The sequence below is a fragment of the Pseudomonas sp. R2-60-08W genome (assembly GCF_003852335.1).
GTDB lineage: Bacteria > Pseudomonadota > Gammaproteobacteria > Pseudomonadales > Pseudomonadaceae > Aquipseudomonas.
In genome coordinates this window covers 1086524-1101791 of the sequence record NZ_CP027731.1, presented here as the reverse complement: position 1 = coordinate 1101791, position 15268 = coordinate 1086524, and the positions used below count along the sequence as shown (strand labels likewise).

At 61.7% G+C, this 15268-nt stretch carries 16 protein-coding genes and 1 pseudogene; 11 read left to right on the top strand and 6 right to left on the bottom strand.

Annotated features, from left to right (window positions below; genetic code table 11):
• The first annotated feature begins 14 nt into the window (after positions 1–14).
• The 3 genes and pseudogenes from C4J90_RS04910 to C4J90_RS04900 all read left to right on the top strand — a co-directional run bounded on the left by C4J90_RS04910 (position 15) and on the right by C4J90_RS04900 (position 2343).
• On the top strand, positions 15–671 hold the full coding sequence (locus tag C4J90_RS04910) for an alginate O-acetyltransferase AlgF (protein WP_043049782.1): 657 nt from the start codon (positions 15–17) through the stop codon (positions 669–671).
• Between the two features lie 40 nt (positions 672–711).
• Positions 712–798: pseudogene (locus C4J90_RS27005) on the top strand (outer membrane lipoprotein carrier protein LolA); the annotation flags it as partial.
• Between the two features lie 93 nt (positions 799–891).
• Entirely contained in the window at positions 892–2343 is a 1452-nt protein-coding gene (locus C4J90_RS04900; protein WP_124419323.1) for a mannose-1-phosphate guanylyltransferase/mannose-6-phosphate isomerase, read from the top strand.
• A 217-nt stretch (positions 2344–2560) separates the two neighbouring features.
• Here the strand turns inward: C4J90_RS04900 and C4J90_RS04895 are convergent, their stop codons facing one another.
• Complete coding sequence (locus tag C4J90_RS04895; RefSeq protein WP_124361383.1) at positions 2561–3016, bottom strand: hypothetical protein; 456 nt, start codon at positions 3014–3016, stop codon at positions 2561–2563.
• A gap of 207 nt (positions 3017–3223) precedes the next feature.
• Here C4J90_RS04895 and C4J90_RS04890 point away from each other — a divergent pair, with 207 nt between their 5' ends.
• Genes C4J90_RS04890 through C4J90_RS04880 form a run of 3 tightly spaced genes read left to right on the top strand, consistent with a single transcriptional unit; the run spans position 3224 to position 4916 of the window.
• Complete coding sequence (locus C4J90_RS04890; RefSeq protein ID WP_124361382.1) at positions 3224–3688, top strand: multidrug transporter; 465 nt, start codon at positions 3224–3226, stop codon at positions 3686–3688.
• Positions 3689–3701: 13 nt separating this feature from the next.
• Complete coding sequence (locus C4J90_RS04885) at positions 3702–4514, top strand: SDR family oxidoreductase (RefSeq protein ID WP_124419322.1); 813 nt, start codon at positions 3702–3704, stop codon at positions 4512–4514.
• Positions 4515–4916 carry a DUF4440 domain-containing protein gene (locus C4J90_RS04880; protein WP_124419321.1) on the top strand — a complete coding sequence of 134 codons (402 nt, stop codon included), beginning with the start codon at positions 4515–4517 and terminating at the stop codon, positions 4914–4916.
• A gap of 104 nt (positions 4917–5020) precedes the next feature.
• On the opposite strand, the gene C4J90_RS04875 is transcribed toward C4J90_RS04880, so the two are convergent.
• From C4J90_RS04875 to C4J90_RS04860, 4 genes are read right to left on the bottom strand one after another with little or no spacing between them, the layout of a single operon-like run.
• Entirely contained in the window at positions 5021–5881 is an 861-nt protein-coding gene (locus C4J90_RS04875) for an HlyD family secretion protein (RefSeq protein WP_124413895.1), read from the bottom strand.
• Between the two features lie 10 nt (positions 5882–5891).
• Positions 5892–6092: a DUF1656 domain-containing protein gene (locus C4J90_RS04870; RefSeq protein ID WP_124361378.1), complete on the bottom strand. Its 201-nt coding sequence runs from the start codon at positions 6090–6092 to the stop codon at positions 5892–5894.
• Positions 6082–8271 (bottom strand): FUSC family protein, encoded by a 2190-nt coding sequence (locus C4J90_RS04865; RefSeq protein ID WP_124419320.1) that lies wholly within the window; start codon positions 8269–8271, stop codon positions 6082–6084. Before C4J90_RS04865 ends, C4J90_RS04870 begins: the two co-directional genes overlap by 11 nt.
• Before the next feature lie 10 nt (positions 8272–8281).
• Complete coding sequence (locus C4J90_RS04860; RefSeq protein WP_124419319.1) at positions 8282–9793, bottom strand: efflux transporter outer membrane subunit; 1512 nt, start codon at positions 9791–9793, stop codon at positions 8282–8284.
• 182 nt (positions 9794–9975) lie between these two features.
• Here C4J90_RS04860 and C4J90_RS04855 point away from each other — a divergent pair, with 182 nt between their 5' ends.
• From C4J90_RS04855 to C4J90_RS04835, 5 genes are all read left to right on the top strand, one after another.
• A complete protein-coding gene (locus C4J90_RS04855; protein ID WP_124361375.1) occupies positions 9976–10944 on the top strand; it encodes a LysR family transcriptional regulator in 969 nt (322 codons plus the stop codon).
• 121 nt (positions 10945–11065) lie between these two features.
• Positions 11066–12040 (top strand): D-glycerate dehydrogenase, encoded by a 975-nt coding sequence (locus C4J90_RS04850; protein ID WP_124419318.1) that lies wholly within the window; start codon positions 11066–11068, stop codon positions 12038–12040.
• A 184-nt stretch (positions 12041–12224) separates the two neighbouring features.
• The gene (locus C4J90_RS04845; RefSeq protein ID WP_124361373.1) at positions 12225–13127 is read left to right on the top strand and encodes a chemotaxis protein CheV; all 903 of its coding nucleotides are present in this window, start codon (positions 12225–12227) and stop codon (positions 13125–13127) included.
• Positions 13128–13130: 3 nt separating this feature from the next.
• Positions 13131–13610, top strand: a complete 480-nt coding sequence (locus C4J90_RS04840; RefSeq protein ID WP_124419317.1) for an N-acetyltransferase — start codon at positions 13131–13133, stop codon at positions 13608–13610.
• A gap of 108 nt (positions 13611–13718) precedes the next feature.
• Positions 13719–14480: a YkgJ family cysteine cluster protein gene (locus tag C4J90_RS04835; protein ID WP_124419316.1), complete on the top strand. Its 762-nt coding sequence runs from the start codon at positions 13719–13721 to the stop codon at positions 14478–14480.
• Here C4J90_RS04835 and C4J90_RS04830 read toward each other — a convergent pair.
• Positions 14458–15267, bottom strand: coding sequence for a transporter substrate-binding domain-containing protein (locus tag C4J90_RS04830; RefSeq protein WP_124361370.1), 810 nt, complete (start codon positions 15265–15267; stop codon positions 14458–14460). The two genes, C4J90_RS04835 and C4J90_RS04830, sit on opposite strands and share 23 nt — an antisense overlap.
• Between the last annotated feature and the right edge of the window lies 1 nt (position 15268).

Genomic DNA, 15268 nt, shown 5'->3' with positions numbered 1-15268 from the left:
GAGAGGTAACTCACATGACTTTCACTACAACTCCTCGTCGTCTCGCCAAGACCCTGGCTATCGCTGCCGGCCTGAGCTTCGTATCGATGTCTGCCTTCGCCGGTGGTGACGCCGCGCTCTACGGCCCTACCGCGCCAAAAGGTTCGAGCTTCGTGCGCATCTACAACGCCAGCAACCAGGAAGTCAGCGCCACCGTTGGCAGCACCAACCTCAGCGACGTCGCGCCGTTGGCCAGCAGCGACTTCAGCTTCATGCCCGGTGGTGACTACAGCGCCAAGGTCGGCAGCCAGACCGTACCGGTCAAGCTTGCGGCCGATCACTACTACACCTTGGTCAACAACAGCAGCGGCCAGCCGCAACTGATCGAAGAGCCGCCGTTCAAGAATAAGCAGAAGTCCCTGGTTCGCGTGCAGAACCTCAGCGACAAGGCCCTGACCCTGAAAACCGCCGATGGCAAGACTGACGTGGTCAAGTCGGTAGCCGCCAAAGGCCGTGGCGAACGTGAAATCAACCCGGTGAAGGTGAGCCTGGCGTTGTATGACGGTGACAAGAAAGTCGGCGATGTGAAGCCGGTTGCGTTGGAACGTGGTGAAGCGGCGGTGCTGTACGTCACCGGTTCGGGTTCGAGCCTGTCGCCAGTCTGGGTGAAACGCCCGGTGTCGACCCGCTGATTATTTCCCGGACTGAACGCAATCTACTGTAGGAGCGGGCTTGCCCGCGAAGAACATCAACGATGACGCAGCGCCTCTGGTTTATCGCGGTGCTCTCAGGTTTTTCGCGAGCAAGCTCGCTCCTACAGGGATCGAGGCGCCGGTTCGGACACGAGACAAAAACAAGAGTGAAACGACAAACCTTCGTAGCTCTGACCCAAATTGATTCAAGGAGAAACACATGATCCCAGTAATCCTTTCCGGTGGTAGCGGCTCACGTCTTTGGCCGCTTTCCCGTAAACAATTTCCAAAACAATTCCTGGCCCTGACCGGCGAGCACACGCTGTTCCAGCAAACCCTGGAGCGCCTGGTGTTCGAAGGCATGGACTCACCGATCGTGGTCTGCAACAAGGATCACCGCTTCATCGTCAACGAGCAGTTGAGCGCGCGCAAACTCGAATGCCAACGCATCCTGATGGAACCGTTCGGCCGCAACACCGCGCCGGCCGTGGCCTTGACCGCGATGATGCTGGTCAATGAAGGTCGTGACGAGTTGATGCTGGTGCTGCCCGCCGACCACGTCATCGACGACCAGAAAGCCCTGCAACGCGCCCTGGCCCTGGCCACCGTGGCGGCCGAGCGCGGAGAAATGGTGCTGTTCGGCGTACCGGCCACGCGCCCGGAAACCGGCTACGGCTACATCAAGTCCACCAACGATTCGCTGCTGCCCGAAGGTGTGAGCCGCGTACAGCAGTTCGTGGAAAAACCCGATGAAAAACGCGCGATCGAGTTCGTCAAAAGCGGTGGCTACTTCTGGAACAGCGGCATGTTCCTGTTCCGCGCCAGCCGCTTCCTGGAAGAGCTGAAAAAGCACGATCCGGACATCTACGACACCTGCGTCCTGACCCTGGAGCGCAGCGAGCAGACCACCGACACCGTGACGTTCGATGAAGCCACCTTCGCCTGCTGCCCGGACAACTCCATCGACTACGCCGTGATGGAAAAAACCCAACGCGCCTGTGTGGTGCCACTGAGCGCCGGCTGGAGCGACGTCGGTTGCTGGGCCTCGCTGTGGGCGGTCAACGATAAAGACGCCAACGGCAACGTGAGCAAGGGTGATGTGGTCATCCAGGACAGCCGCAACTGCATGGTGCATGGCAACGGCAAGCTGGTCTCGGTGATCGGCCTGGACAATATCGTGGTGGTGGAAACCAAGGACGCGATGATGATTGCCCATAAGGACAAGGTCCAGGGCGTCAAGCAGATGGTCAACACCCTCAATGAGCAGGGGCGCAGCGAAACCCAGAACCACTGCGAAGTGTATCGTCCGTGGGGCTCCTACGATTCGGTGGATATGGGCGGGCGGTTCCAGGTCAAGCACATCTCGGTCAAGCCGGGCGCCTGCCTGTCCCTGCAGATGCACCACCACCGCGCCGAACACTGGATCGTGGTCAGCGGCACCGCTGAAGTCACCTGTGACGACAACGTGTTCCTGCTGTGCGAGAACCAGTCCACTTACATCCCGATTGCCTCGGTGCACCGCCTGCGCAACCCGGGCAAGATCCCGTTGGAGATCATCGAAGTGCAATCGGGCAGCTACCTGGGCGAAGACGATATCGAGCGGTTCGAAGATATCTACGGCCGCTCGACGCCGATTGAACGTGGTGTTTCGGTGAAAACTATCGCGCAATAAAGGAGTCGTACAGAAAGCCCCCGCCCAGCCGGCTGCGTCCCCTATCCGCAGCCGGTCAGGCGGGGGCTTTTTAGTGCAATGAAAGTCTCACGGCGTCGCACCTTGCAAACCCAAAATGTTGGCCGTGCAGGGCAGCAAGATGCCGACCCAGCCGGCCGATCATTTCTGCACAGACGGCTGGGCAGCGGGCCCGCAGTTCAATAGCAGGCCAACACGGCTACTTGGCCCAGTTCCGCGGGGCAAAGGCATTGTAATTACCCGCCCCGTGATCCTTGCCAGCCTCTTTGTAAGTGCCTTTGCCAATTTTTTCAGCCGTTTTGCCTCCCCATATCAAAGCCGTACCCACCGCTTTGGAGCTTGCACCACCTGATTTCGTCATGCTCTGTCCAAGCACTTTTGCCATCCCCCCAGCTAGCGTCAAGGCAGCCCCTTTGGTTTGTTCCGAGTTCATCGAAAGCCTAGGGGAAACGTATGAACTGAGTTGGTCGCTGATACCTTGCATGACAGTCTGCCGCAAGCTCGTCAGCCCCAGGTTCTGCATACGCGGCAATGATGTTGAGCCGACCTCTGGATTGGGCGCTTGACTGACTGCTGCCGACGCTGCGGGCGGTACCGGCGCCATAGGTGCGCTGAGGGAGGTCAATACGGGTGTGGCGATATTTGAGACGGTCATAAAAGCACCTGAATTCATGAATCTACGGTTTGGCACCTTCCTGGCTTTCAAGGTCATTCCTTGTAAAGACTTCGTGGCAAAAGAGAGCGATGCAGTTCCTGCATCAGAGGGAATAGATACCTGCGCACGAGGGAAAGCAGCGCTGCACCATAGGCAATCGGCCCGCCCCACGAGTAGGATGTTTTATCCCTGTGCGAGGTTGTGTGTATGTTCTTTGGTGTGTTGCTGATCATCACCTGGCTGGTCCTGCTGCTGCGCTATCCGGCCAAGGCCCTGCCGGTGTCGCTGGCCGCTGCCGTCGGCCTGGGTTTGGTGGCAGTCTGGGTGGTCTGGCTCGACAACCGCGAAGCGGCGCAACTGGCCCGCCTGGAACTGCGCGTCAGCTACGCTGCGCAGGAATGCCCTGCCGACCGCCCATTGAAGCTGACGCTGAACAACGGCAACGATGTACCGCTGACCGAACTGCGCTGGCGTATCGCCGCCTACGCACCCGGCGACACCGTAAACCTGGCCGACAACGTGTACGCGGCCCCGCGCTATCGCGGCCCCGGCGAGCTGCAGGCCGGCGCCACCTGGGACGACTGCCTGCCCGTCCCGCCGTTACGCCCCGGCTACCGCCCACAAACCCTGGAATTTCGTGCCGAGCACCTGCAAGGCAGTTTCTCGGACTAGAAAGGATTGCCCCATGCCCAACGTACTGATCACCGGTTGCTCCAGCGGCATCGGCCGCGCCCTGGCCGATGCCTTCAAGGCCGCAGGCTACGCGGTGTGGGCCAGCGCCCGCCGCACAGACGATGTCGCCGCCCTAGCCGCCGCCGGCTTCAACGCTGTGCAGCTGGACGTCAACGACCCTGGCGCCTTGCAGCGCCTGGCCGAACAACTGAGCGAGCTCGATGTGCTGGTTAACAACGCCGGCTACGGCGCCATGGGCCCGCTGCTCGATGGCGGCACCGAGGCGATGCAACGCCAGTTCGAGACCAACGTGTTTTCCATCGTCGGCGTGACGCAGGCGCTGTTTCCCGCCCTGCGGCGCGGCAGAGGCCTGGTCATCAATATCGGCAGCGTCTCCGGCGTGCTGGTCACACCCTTCGCCGGGGCCTACTGCGCGTCGAAAGCCGCCGTACATGCCCTGAGCGACGCCCTGCGAATGGAGCTGGCGCCGTTTGGCGTGCGCGTCATGGAGGTTCAACCCGGTGCGATTGATACACACTTTGCAAAGAATGCCGGAACCCAGGCCGAGCTGTTGATCAAAGAACAGTCTCCGTGGTGGCCGTTGCGTGAAGGCATTCGTGCGCGCTCCCAGGCCTCGCAGGAAAACCCGACTTCGGCCAGCAAGTTTGCGGCGGATGTGCTCAAGGCCGTGCAACAAACCCGGCCACCGCGCCTGTTGCGCTCGGGCAATGGCAGTCGAGCGTTGCCGTTGATGGCAGCCCTGCTGCCCAAAGGATTATTGGAAACCGTGTTGAAAAAACGCTTTGGTTTGAATGGGAGTTTATAAATGATCGACTACAGCGACTTTTTCGAAGAAGTGATCCAGACCCACGTCGAGATCGAGCAATGGTTTGCCGGCGTCGCGCCCGAAGGTACCCTGCAGAGTCTGCTCGCGCGCTTCTCGCCCGAATTCAGCATGGTCGCACCTGCCACTGGCACGCGCGTCAACGCAGCCGGGGTGAATGCTCTGTTCACTCGGCTGGGCGGCATGCGCCCAGGTTTGAAAATCACCTTGAGTGAAATGACCGGGATTGACCGGCATGCACGCGGCGCCACGGTGACTTATCGCGAGCATCAGGTTGATGACAGCGGGACGCAGACGGATCGACGGGCGACGGTGGTGTTCGAGAAGCAGGCCAGTGGTGCGCTGTTGTGGCGCCATCTGCATGAAACCTTTATCAAGGCCTGACTCGATTAAAGAATGTGGGAGGGGGCTTGCTCCCGATAGCGGAGTGCCAGTCACTGAATCCATGACTGAATTACCGCTATCGGGAGCAAGCCCCCTCCCACATTTTAGTTTTGCGCCTGGTTGACGATCACGGTGCAGGTGATGCCCGCCGCCAGCAGCACGCCTTCCGGCACTTCATCAATGTGAATCCGCACCGGCACGCGCTGGGCCAGCCTCACCCAGTTGAACGTAGGGTTCACATCGGCGATCAGCTCGCGGCTCTCGGGGTTGTCGCGGTCGTAGATGCCTCGGGAGATGCTTTCCACATGGCCCTTGAGCGTTTCGCCACTCATTAACTGCAGGTCGGCTGTGTCGCCGACCTTCACGTGGGGCAGCTTGGTTTCTTCGAAGAAGCCATAAACCCAGAACGAGTTCATATCCACCACGGCCATCTTCGCCTCACCGATGCGCGCATAGTCGCCGCGGTGCACGTTGAGGTTGGTGACATAGCCGTCCACCGCCGCCACGACGTGGGTGCGTTTCAAATTGAGTTCAGCCGCTTCCAGTTGCGCCAGCGCGTGCTGGTAATCAGCCAGGGCCGAATCGGCAATGTTGCTGGCGTCGTCGCGGTTTTCCCGGGAGATCACCAGGGCGTCGAGGTCGGCGCGGCGATGGGCGTTGAGCTTGCGCATTTCCCAGGTGGCTTTGCGCGACGCCACCAGCGACTGCGCTTGCTTGACCGCGATGCGGTAGTGCTCGGGGTCGATCTGCATCAGCAGGTCGCCTTTTTTCACCAACTGGTTGTCGCGTACCGGTACGTCCACCACTTCGCCGGTAACGTCGGCAGCGACGTTGATGATATCGGCCCGCACGCGGCCGTCGCGGGTCCACGGCGTTTCCATGTAATGCACCCACAACGTGCGGCCAATCCAGATCGCCAACGCCAGCACCAGCAGGGTCGCGAGCAGGCTGAAAAACTTTTTCATCGGGGCATTCTCAACGGTAGACGCTCAGCGCCAGGGCGCCGAACAGGCAAACGAACAGGCTCAGGCGCAGCAACGCCGGGTGCCAGAAAAACCGGTACAGGTCGAACCCGGCCAGGAAACGGTCCAGGGCCCAGGCCAGCACAGCCGCGATCAGGAACATCAAGGTCATGCTCGGCATGTAGAGGCCGTGGAAGGCGATTTCACGAGGCATTCATGGCTCCTTGCGTGGTGCCTTTTAGAGTCGCCAACGGCGATTGCGGGTCGAGCAACGAGGTGCGGATAAAGTGCAGGTAGCTTTTCACGCGGCGCAGGGCCGAGGTGTCGAAGTGCGGCGCGAACGGTTCATCGGTGGCCTGCACGCGGCTGATCGCATGGTCGACGGCGATCAGCCCGCGCTCCAGGTTGCTGGCGCTGGGCTGCAGGAACAGCCGTACCAGCGAGCGCCCCATCACACGGATCGCCTGGCGCCAGGGCTGGGATTCGGCGTACGCCGGGTGCACCGGCAGGATCGCCTGTTCCTTGCGCAGTTCGATGATCGCGTGGCCGACCTCCAGCACCACGAACATCCAGCGCAGCAGCTCGCGTTGCACCTGCGGCTGGCCGGCGGCGAGGCCATAGGCCTGATGCAGCAGGTCACGGGTGCGGCTTTCGAAACTCGACGCCAGGCCCTTGAGCTTGCCGCTGATCGCGTACACCACTTGCTCGCGCAGGTCTTGCTCGAGGCGACGCCACAGCCAGCGGCTATTGGGCGGCAGGATGATTGCCCCGGCCGCAGCGCACACCAGCATGCCGATGACCATGGCGATGTAGTCGTTGATAAAGCTGTAAGGGTTGTAGAGCGTCAGGTTATCCGGCACCGAGCCGGTGCTGAAGAAGATCAGCAAGCCCACGCCGACCCCGGCGTACTGCGGGCGTGAGGCGAGAAAGGCGCCGAAAATGATCACCGGCGCCAGCATCACGCACAGCAGCGCGAAGCCATCGATCAAGGGAAACACGAAGAACATTTCGACGAAGCCCACCAGCGCACCAATCAAGGTGCCGCAGGCCATCTGGAAAGCCATGCGCTTGGGGTTGGGCGTGGCGGCGGACAGGCCGACGGTGGCGGCCGCGATCAAGGTCATGGTGGCGCCGCTGGGCCAGGCCGTGGCTACCCAATAACTGCCGAGGACGACCAGGATGAACGAGGCGCGTATCCCGGCGGCGGCGCAGGCCAGCCAGTTGGTTTTCGGCGTGTAGGCCTGGTCCCAGTCTTCCCGCGCGTGGCGGTGATCGGCCAGGGACGCATGGGTTTGCGCATAGTTATGCAGGTCGTCGACGAAGCGGTACAGCAGCTCGTAGGCGGTATGAAAATCCAGTTGTTCGGCTTCGGTGGGGGCGCTTTGCTGGAAGCCGGCGCGCAGGCTGCGCACCTTGGCAGGCAAGCTGTCCTTATAGGCACTGAGCAAGTTGACCAACCGTGCCGCGTCGGGGCTGGTCAGCGCCTGGCCGGAAAATCCGTCGAGCACTTCAGCTAGGTCCTGCAGGCCGGGCTTGATCGCCGCGACCACGTGATCGGCTGCGTCGGCGCGCAACCGCGCCAGCAACTGGTGCAAGGCGTTGAAGCGCGTGGTGATGCTCATGAACTCGCTGTTGAGGCGATTGAGCCGGCCGTTGCGCCGGCGCATGTGCGGGTCCTCGAACACCGTAACGCTGCGCAAGCCCTCCAAGCCCACTGCCTCGGCGATAAAGCGCACGTTGGTGCTTTCAAAGCCTTCACGCTGACTGCGACCGCGCAGACCGTCGGTGACGAACAGCGCGAACACCCCAAAGCGTTGATACAGCGCATTGCGCATCGCGGCGCTGGAGGTCTGCGGCAGTATCGCGGCGCTGACCAGCGTCGAGCAGAGAATGCCCAGGGAAATCTCCAGCACGCGCCACACCGCCGCCATAAAGGCGCCGTCCGGGTGGGCCAGCGCCGGCAAGCCGACCATCGCCGCCGTGTAGCCGGCGAGCACAAACCCGTAGGCGCGAAAGTTACGGTTACGCGTGGCGCCGGCGGTGCAGATACCCACCCAGATGGCCAGCGCGCCGAGGAATAGTTCGGTGTTCTGCGCAAACAAAGCGATCAGCAACACCATCACCGCCGACCCGGCCAAGGTGCCGAGAAAGCGGTAAAAACTCTTGGCGAATACCTGGCCGCTCTGCGGTTGCATCACGATGAACACCGTGATCATCGCGGTGCGCGGCTGCGGCAGTTCCAAGCGCATCGCCAGCCACAGCGTGAGGAACGCAGCGAGCAGCACCTTGAAGATATACACCCAGGTCACGCCATCGCTGCGCGCCCAGTCGAAAAAACCACGGCGCCACTCAAGGGCGTGCAGCCAGCGCAGGGGTGCAGGCAAAGGAATCATGGCCATCTACTCAGTGATCGAACACGGCCAGCGCCGCAGGGGTCTTGCCGGGGAGGGTCTTGTCGTTGCGCGGTACATCGTCGTCGGCACCGAGGCCACCGCCCAAGGCAGTCACCAGTTCGGCGTGCGCACTCAGGCGTGCGGCCTGTACGTGTTGCGCTATCTGCTGCTGGCGAAACAGCAGGGTCTGGGCATTCAGCACATTGAGGTAGTCGGTGAGGCCCCGTTGATAGGCGATGATCGCGATGTCGTAGGTTTTCTGCGCGGACGCCACCGATTGCGCGGCAAACGCCGCCTGTTTGTCCATGGACTCGCGACGGATCAGTTGATCACTGATGCCCTTGAGCGCATTGACCAGGGTCTGGTTGTAATGCGCCACGGCGATGTCGTAACCGGCGCTGGCTTGCCCCAGTTGCGCACGCAGACGCCCACCGTCGAAGATCGGCAGGGTAATAGCCGGGCCGACGTTGTAATTGAATTTGCTGCCCGCAAGGAACTCCAGCATGCCGCCACCGGTGGCCATGAAACCGAGGCTGCCGACCAGATCGACGTTGGGGTAGAAGCCTGCATGGGCGACGTCGATGCCACGCGCCTGCGCCGCCACCTGCCAGCGACTGGCGACCACATCCGGTCGCTGGCCGAGCAATTGCGCAGGCAAGTTCGAGGGTAATTTCAACGCAGCGGCCAGCGACAGGCTGGGGCGTTGCAACTGCGCACCCTCGCCCGGGCCTTTGCCGGCCAACGCCGCCAACTGGTTGCGGCTCAGGGCGATTTCCTCATCGAGCGCGTCCAACTGACGGTGGGTTTCCGGCAGCGGGGTCTCGGCCTGGCTGACGTCGAAGTGCGTGCCGATCCCGGCGTCCAGGCGTTTGTTGGCCAGATCCAGCATCTGCTGTTGCTGGGCCAAGGTTGCCGCGACAATGTCGCGGTCGGCGTAATGCAACGACAACTGGATGTAGGCGCGCACCACGTTGTTCTGCAGTTCGAGCTGGGCCTGGCGCGCTTGGGCGACGCTCATATGGGCCAGGTCGACGGCACGCTCGGTGGCGTTGCTTTCGCGGCCCCACAGGTCGAGTGCATAACTCAAGCCCAGGGATGAATTGTTATCCCAGGTGTTCGCACCGCTCAATTCGCCGGGGCCGTAGAACTGATCCTTCGGCCAGTTGTGGCGTTTGAGGGTGGTGTCGCTGTCGATCTGCAGGGACTCGGCAGACTCCGCCACCCCGGCCATGGCGCGCGCTTCACGCACCCGTGCGGCGGCCATGGCCATACTCGGACTGTTTTGCGTGGCAAGTTCGACCCAGCGGTTCAGTTGCCGATCGCCGTAGGCCTGCCACCATCGGGCGGTGGGCCAGTGGGCGTCGCTGGCGGCGTTCTGGATCGCTTCGTCCGTGGCCAGCTCGTTGGCATTCAAGGATTGGCCCTGGGGGCCGATTCCTGCGGTTCCGATACAGCCGCTGATGGCGAGCGTAAAGGCCCAAACACTGAGAGTCTTCAGCTCTCTGCTGATGCGACGCGGCACGCTGACGAATTCCTGAGAGGGTGTTACGGGGAGAGGTGGCGCAATTCTAGGGCCCGCGATGAGCGCCGATAAGCTGTCATTCCTGTGAATCTTTGTTACCGTTAAGGCGATAATCCGTTGGTAGGGATCACTGGACGGCGCAACTTTCTGTCACAATTTGCCATCTCCCTTGAGAACACCCCATGGACACTTTGCAAAACATGCGCGCGTTCAGTTGCGTTGCAGAGGCCGGCAGCTTCACCGCCGCCGCCGCGCAGCTGGACACTACCACCGCCAACGTCTCGCGCGCGGTCTCAAACCTTGAGGCCCACCTGCAAACCCGCTTGCTCAACCGCACCACTCGCCGCATCGCGCTGACCGAGGCCGGTAAGCGCTATTTACTGCGCTGCGAGCAAATCCTCGCCTACGTCGAGGAAGCCGAGGCGGAAGCCAGCGACGCCCATGCGCGTCCCGCCGGGCAATTGAAAGTGCACACCATGACCGGTATCGGCCAGCACTTCGTGATCGACGCGATTGCCCGCTACCGCCGCACCCACCCCGACGTGACCTTCGACCTGACGCTCGCCAACCGCGTGCCGGACCTGCTCGATGAGGGCTATGACGTGTCCATCGTGCTGGCCAGCGAACTGCCCGATTCCGGTTTCGTCTCGCAGCGCCTGGGCATCACCTACAGCATCGCCTGCGCCTCGCCGGAATACGTCAAAGCCAAGGGCTGCGCACAACGCCCCCAGGATTTGCTCAATCACGCCTGCCTGCGCCTGGTCAGCCCGGTGATCCAGCTGGATAAATGGACCTTCAACGGGCCCGAAGGCCAGGAAAGCGTTGCGGTGAACAGCTCGCCGTTTTTGGTCAATTCGGCCGACGCGATGAAAACCGCGATCACCAGCGGCATGGGCGTCGGCCTGCTGCCGGTGTACGCCGCGATAGAAGGGTTGCGTAACGGCACGCTTGTGCGGGTAATGCCCAACTACCGTTCCCAGGAACTGAACCTGTACGCCATCTACCCGTCGCGCCAATACCTGGATGCGAAGATCAAGACCTGGGTGGAATACTTGCGCGGTTCGTTGCCGGAGATTCTCGCGGCGCATCAAGCGGAATTGGTGGCGTACGAGTTGAGCGGCACCCTCAGCGGTGCGCGTTTGGCGAACTGATTCCTGGCAGACGATAAAGAACCTTGTTGGAGGGAGCTTGCCCTCCCACATGGGTTCAACGGGGTCCTGACAATATGTTAGGTTGCTTGGCATTCTTCCGTAGTCGATGAGCCCGCCTGCAATGAAAAAGACTGTCCTTGCCTTCAGCCGTGTCACCCCGCCAATGATCGAACGCCTGCAACAGGATTTCGAGGTGATTGCGCCCAACCCCAAGCTGGGGGACATCAACGCCCAATTCAACGAAGCCCTGCCCCACGCCCACGGTCTGATCGGCGTTGGCCGCAAGCTCGGCCGCGAACAGCTTGAAGGCGCGCGCCACCTGGAGGTGGTGTCCAGTGTGTCGGTGGGCTACGACAACTACGATGTCGCCTACTTCAACGAGCGCGGGATCATGCTCACCAATACCCCTGACGTGCTCACCGAGAGCACCGCCGACCTGGCCTTCGCCCTGTTGATGAGCAGCGCACGCCGCGTGGCCGAACTGGACGCCTGGACCAAGGCCGGCCAGTGGAAAGCCAGCGTTGGCGCCCCGTTGTTTGGCTGCGATGTGCACGGCAAGACCCTGGGCATCGTCGGCATGGGCAATATCGGCGCGGCCGTGGCCCGGCGTGGGCGCCTGGGCTTCAATATGCCGATCCTGTACAGCGGCAACAGCCGCAAGAGCGCACTGGAACAAGAGCTGGGCGCACAGTTTCGCAGCCTGGACCAGCTGCTGGCCGAGGCGGATTTCGTTTGCCTGGTGGTGCCGCTAAGCGACAAGACCCGTCACCTGATCAGCAGCCGGGAACTGGCACTGATGAAGTCCAGTGCGATCCTGATCAACATCTCCCGTGGCCCGGTCGTGGACGAGCCCGCGTTGATCCAGGCCCTGCAAACCCAGCGCATTCGTGGCGCGGGGCTGGATGTGTATGAAAAGGAACCGCTGGCCGAGTCGCCCCTGTTCCAGTTGAGCAATGCGGTGACGCTGCCGCATATCGGTTCGGCGACCCATGAAACCCGCGAAGCCATGGCCAACCGCGCGCTCGACAACCTGCGCAGCGCCTTGCTCGGCCAGCGCCCGCAGGACCTGGTGAACCCACAGGTTTGGAAAGGCTGACATGTGGGAGGGGCTTGCCCCCGATGGCGGTGGGTCAGTCACAGATGTGCTGACTAACACTCCCTCATCGGGGGCAAGCCCCCTCCCACATTGAGACTCGACACAAAATCCGGTTAAAGCCCAGGCCCCCCAAGTCGATAACCTTCCATAGAAGATCGTCATCCCTGATCCACAGAAGGTTTTTATGTCCACCACCAAAGCCCGCGCAGACTCACTTTCGCTTCTGCTCTTTACCTTGCGCAGCGGCAAGCTGATGGCGATCAACCTGCTGAAAGTCAGCGAAATCATCCCCTGCCCTCCGCTGACCAAACTGCCGGAGTCGCACCCTCACGTCAAAGGCATTGCCACATTGCGCGGTAACTCGTTGGCGGTGATCGACTTGAGCCGCGCCCTGGGCGAGATGCCGTTGCAGGACCCGAACGGCGGCTGCCTGATCGTTACCGATGTCAGCCGTTCCAAGCAGGGCTTGCACGTGCAGGCGGTGAGCAAGATCGTGCATTGCCTGACCACCGATATCCGCCCACCGCCCTATGGCTCCGGCGGCAATCGCGCATTCATCACCGGGGTGACCCAGGTGGAAGGTGGCCTGGTGCAGGTGCTGGATATCGAGAAAGTCATCCATGGCATCGCCCCGGCGCCGATAGAAGCTGCGCCAACCGACCTGACCATGGAAGAAGCCGAAGTCCTCGGCCATGCACGCATCCTGGTGGTGGACGACAGCCAAGTGGCGCTGCAGCAATCGGTGCATACGCTGCGCAACCTCGGGCTGACGTGTCACACCGCGCGCAGCGCCAAGGAGGCCATCGATGTGCTGCTGGAGCTGCAAGGCACGGGCGAGCAAATCAATGTGGTGGTGTCAGACATCGAAATGTCCGAGATGGACGGTTATGCCCTCACCCGCACGCTGCGCGAAACCCCGGACTTCCAGCAGCTCTACGTGCTGTTGCACACCTCCCTGGACAGCGCGATGAACAGTGAAAAAGCGCGCCTGGCCGGCGCCGATGCGGTGCTGACCAAGTTTTCCTCCCCCGAGCTGACCAAGTGCCTGGTGGTGGCTGCGCAAACCGTGGCGCAAAAGGGCTTGTAAGCCTTGGCTGAGCATTTCCAACTGCTGCGACGCGACCTGACTGGCAGCCTGCCGGCGCCACAGTGGCCGGCCAATACCCAGCTGGACCACTATCGCGATGAACTGGCCCCGGCAATTCACGCGGTATTGCGCATGACTCAGGATCAGGGCGGTGGCCGTGTCGCGAGCCTTGAGCAATGGTGCCGGCAATTCGTTACCGATGCCGAGTTCGACCCCACGTTGTGCCTGGTAGCCAGTAACGCCGAGGGCATTCTCGGCGTGGCGCAATGCTGGACCAGTGCCTTTATCAAGAATCTCTCGATACACCCCTGCGCCCAGGGCCAGGGGCTTGGCCGAGCGTTGCTGTTGCATGCCTTCCACGTTTTCAAGCAGCGCGGCGAACCCTATGTGGACCTCAAGGTACTGGAGAGCAATCTGCGCGCGCGGCAGCTGTATGAAAGCGCAGGCATGCGGTTCGTCCTGCGCGACGTGGTTGAGGAATGACGTTCACTGGCGCATAACTTGCTTCCAGAGAGCCCAAGCGGTGGATAGAGGTAAAAACCCGTCACCGCCCATGCTTGCCTTCTGACCTTGCCTGGTGACAGATCCGCCATGAATACTCACTTTTCCTGCGTAGGTTGTGGCAAATGCTGCTCCGATCACCACGTGCCCCTGACCCTCGACGAAGCCCGGCAGTGGGCGGCGGACGGTGGCAATGTCATTGTTCTGGTAGAAGGTTTTCTCGCCAGCGGCCTGGGTTTGCCCCAGCAGCAGCGTGAACATGCCGAGCGCCGCTCAGTGGTGGTGCCCAGTGGCAACACCCAGGCATTTGTGGCGATCACCTTTGCGGCCTACAACGCCGGGCGCTGTCGGAATCTTGACGGAGACAATCGCTGCGGCATCTACGAACGACGTCCGCTGGTGTGCCGGATCTATCCGATGGAGATCAATCCGCACATCCCGCTGAACCCGAGCGCCAAAGATTGCCCGCCGGAATCCTGGGAACAGGGGCCGGCGTTGATCGTGGGCGGGGAATTGATGGATGCTGAACTGGCTGAACTGATCCGCCGTTCACGCCAGGCCGACCGTGACGATGTGCAAACCAAGGAGGCCGTGTGTGCCTTGCTGGGGATTCGTACCACCGCGCTCAAGGGCGACGGGTTCACGGCGTATTTGCCGGATATGAATGCGTTTGCCCAAGCCATTGCATTGGCAACTGACCAGCCGATCACGGCCAACGAGTGGGTGTTTCACGTCTCCGGGATGGATATTGCCGAACAACTGCTGGATGCCGGCGCGCAGATTGCTACCGAAGTGCCGGCCAATACCGAAGTGCCGGCCAATTACGCGTTTATCCCGTTGCGGGCGGCTTGAGGCTCGAAGGGTTCACGGGCGCGGTGTCGAGGCGGTAGGGCTGGAGGATGCGCTGGTACTCGCCGTTCTGCTTGAGTTGCTCAAGGGCATGGTTGAGCTCGGTACGCAACACGGTATCGGTTTTGCGCAGTGCAATCGCGACACTGTTGCCCAACAGGTCAGACGATACCGGCGGGCCCATGAAATCGAAATCCATGCCTTCAGGCGTGTCGAGCAAGGCCTCCCGGATTTCCACGGCGCCCTGCAGCGTCGCATCGATCTCGCCCGCAACCAGGCTGCGCACCAGTTGGTCGTTGAGCCAGTAGCTCTCGATGATCACGCCAGCCGGCGCCCACTGCGACCGGGCAAAGGCTTCGCGATTGCTCCTGACCAACACTCCGACCCGCTTGCCCTTGAGTAACCGCTTGTGCGGGCTCAAGCCCGAGTTTCTGCGGGCCACCAGCCAGGTGGTGATCGGGTAGAGGTCATCGCTGAAGTTGACTCTCTGCTGTCGACTCAAGGTCGGTGCCATCCCCATGATCGCGTCAAATTGCCGGGCATCGAGGGCGGGGAAGTTTTCCATGACGATCTGGTCGACCCACGTGCAATGCACATTGAGCTGCACGCACAGGGCGTTACCCAATTCGATATTGAGCCCCACCAATTGCCCTTGCGGATTACGGCTTTGAAAGGGGGGGAAATGCGCCGCGACAGCGAAGCGGATTTCGCGTCGCGGCGGCTCGGCGGCGGCCATGGCCTCCACCGATAACAGGAGGGCAAGCGCCACACAGAAATGTATCAAAGCCACG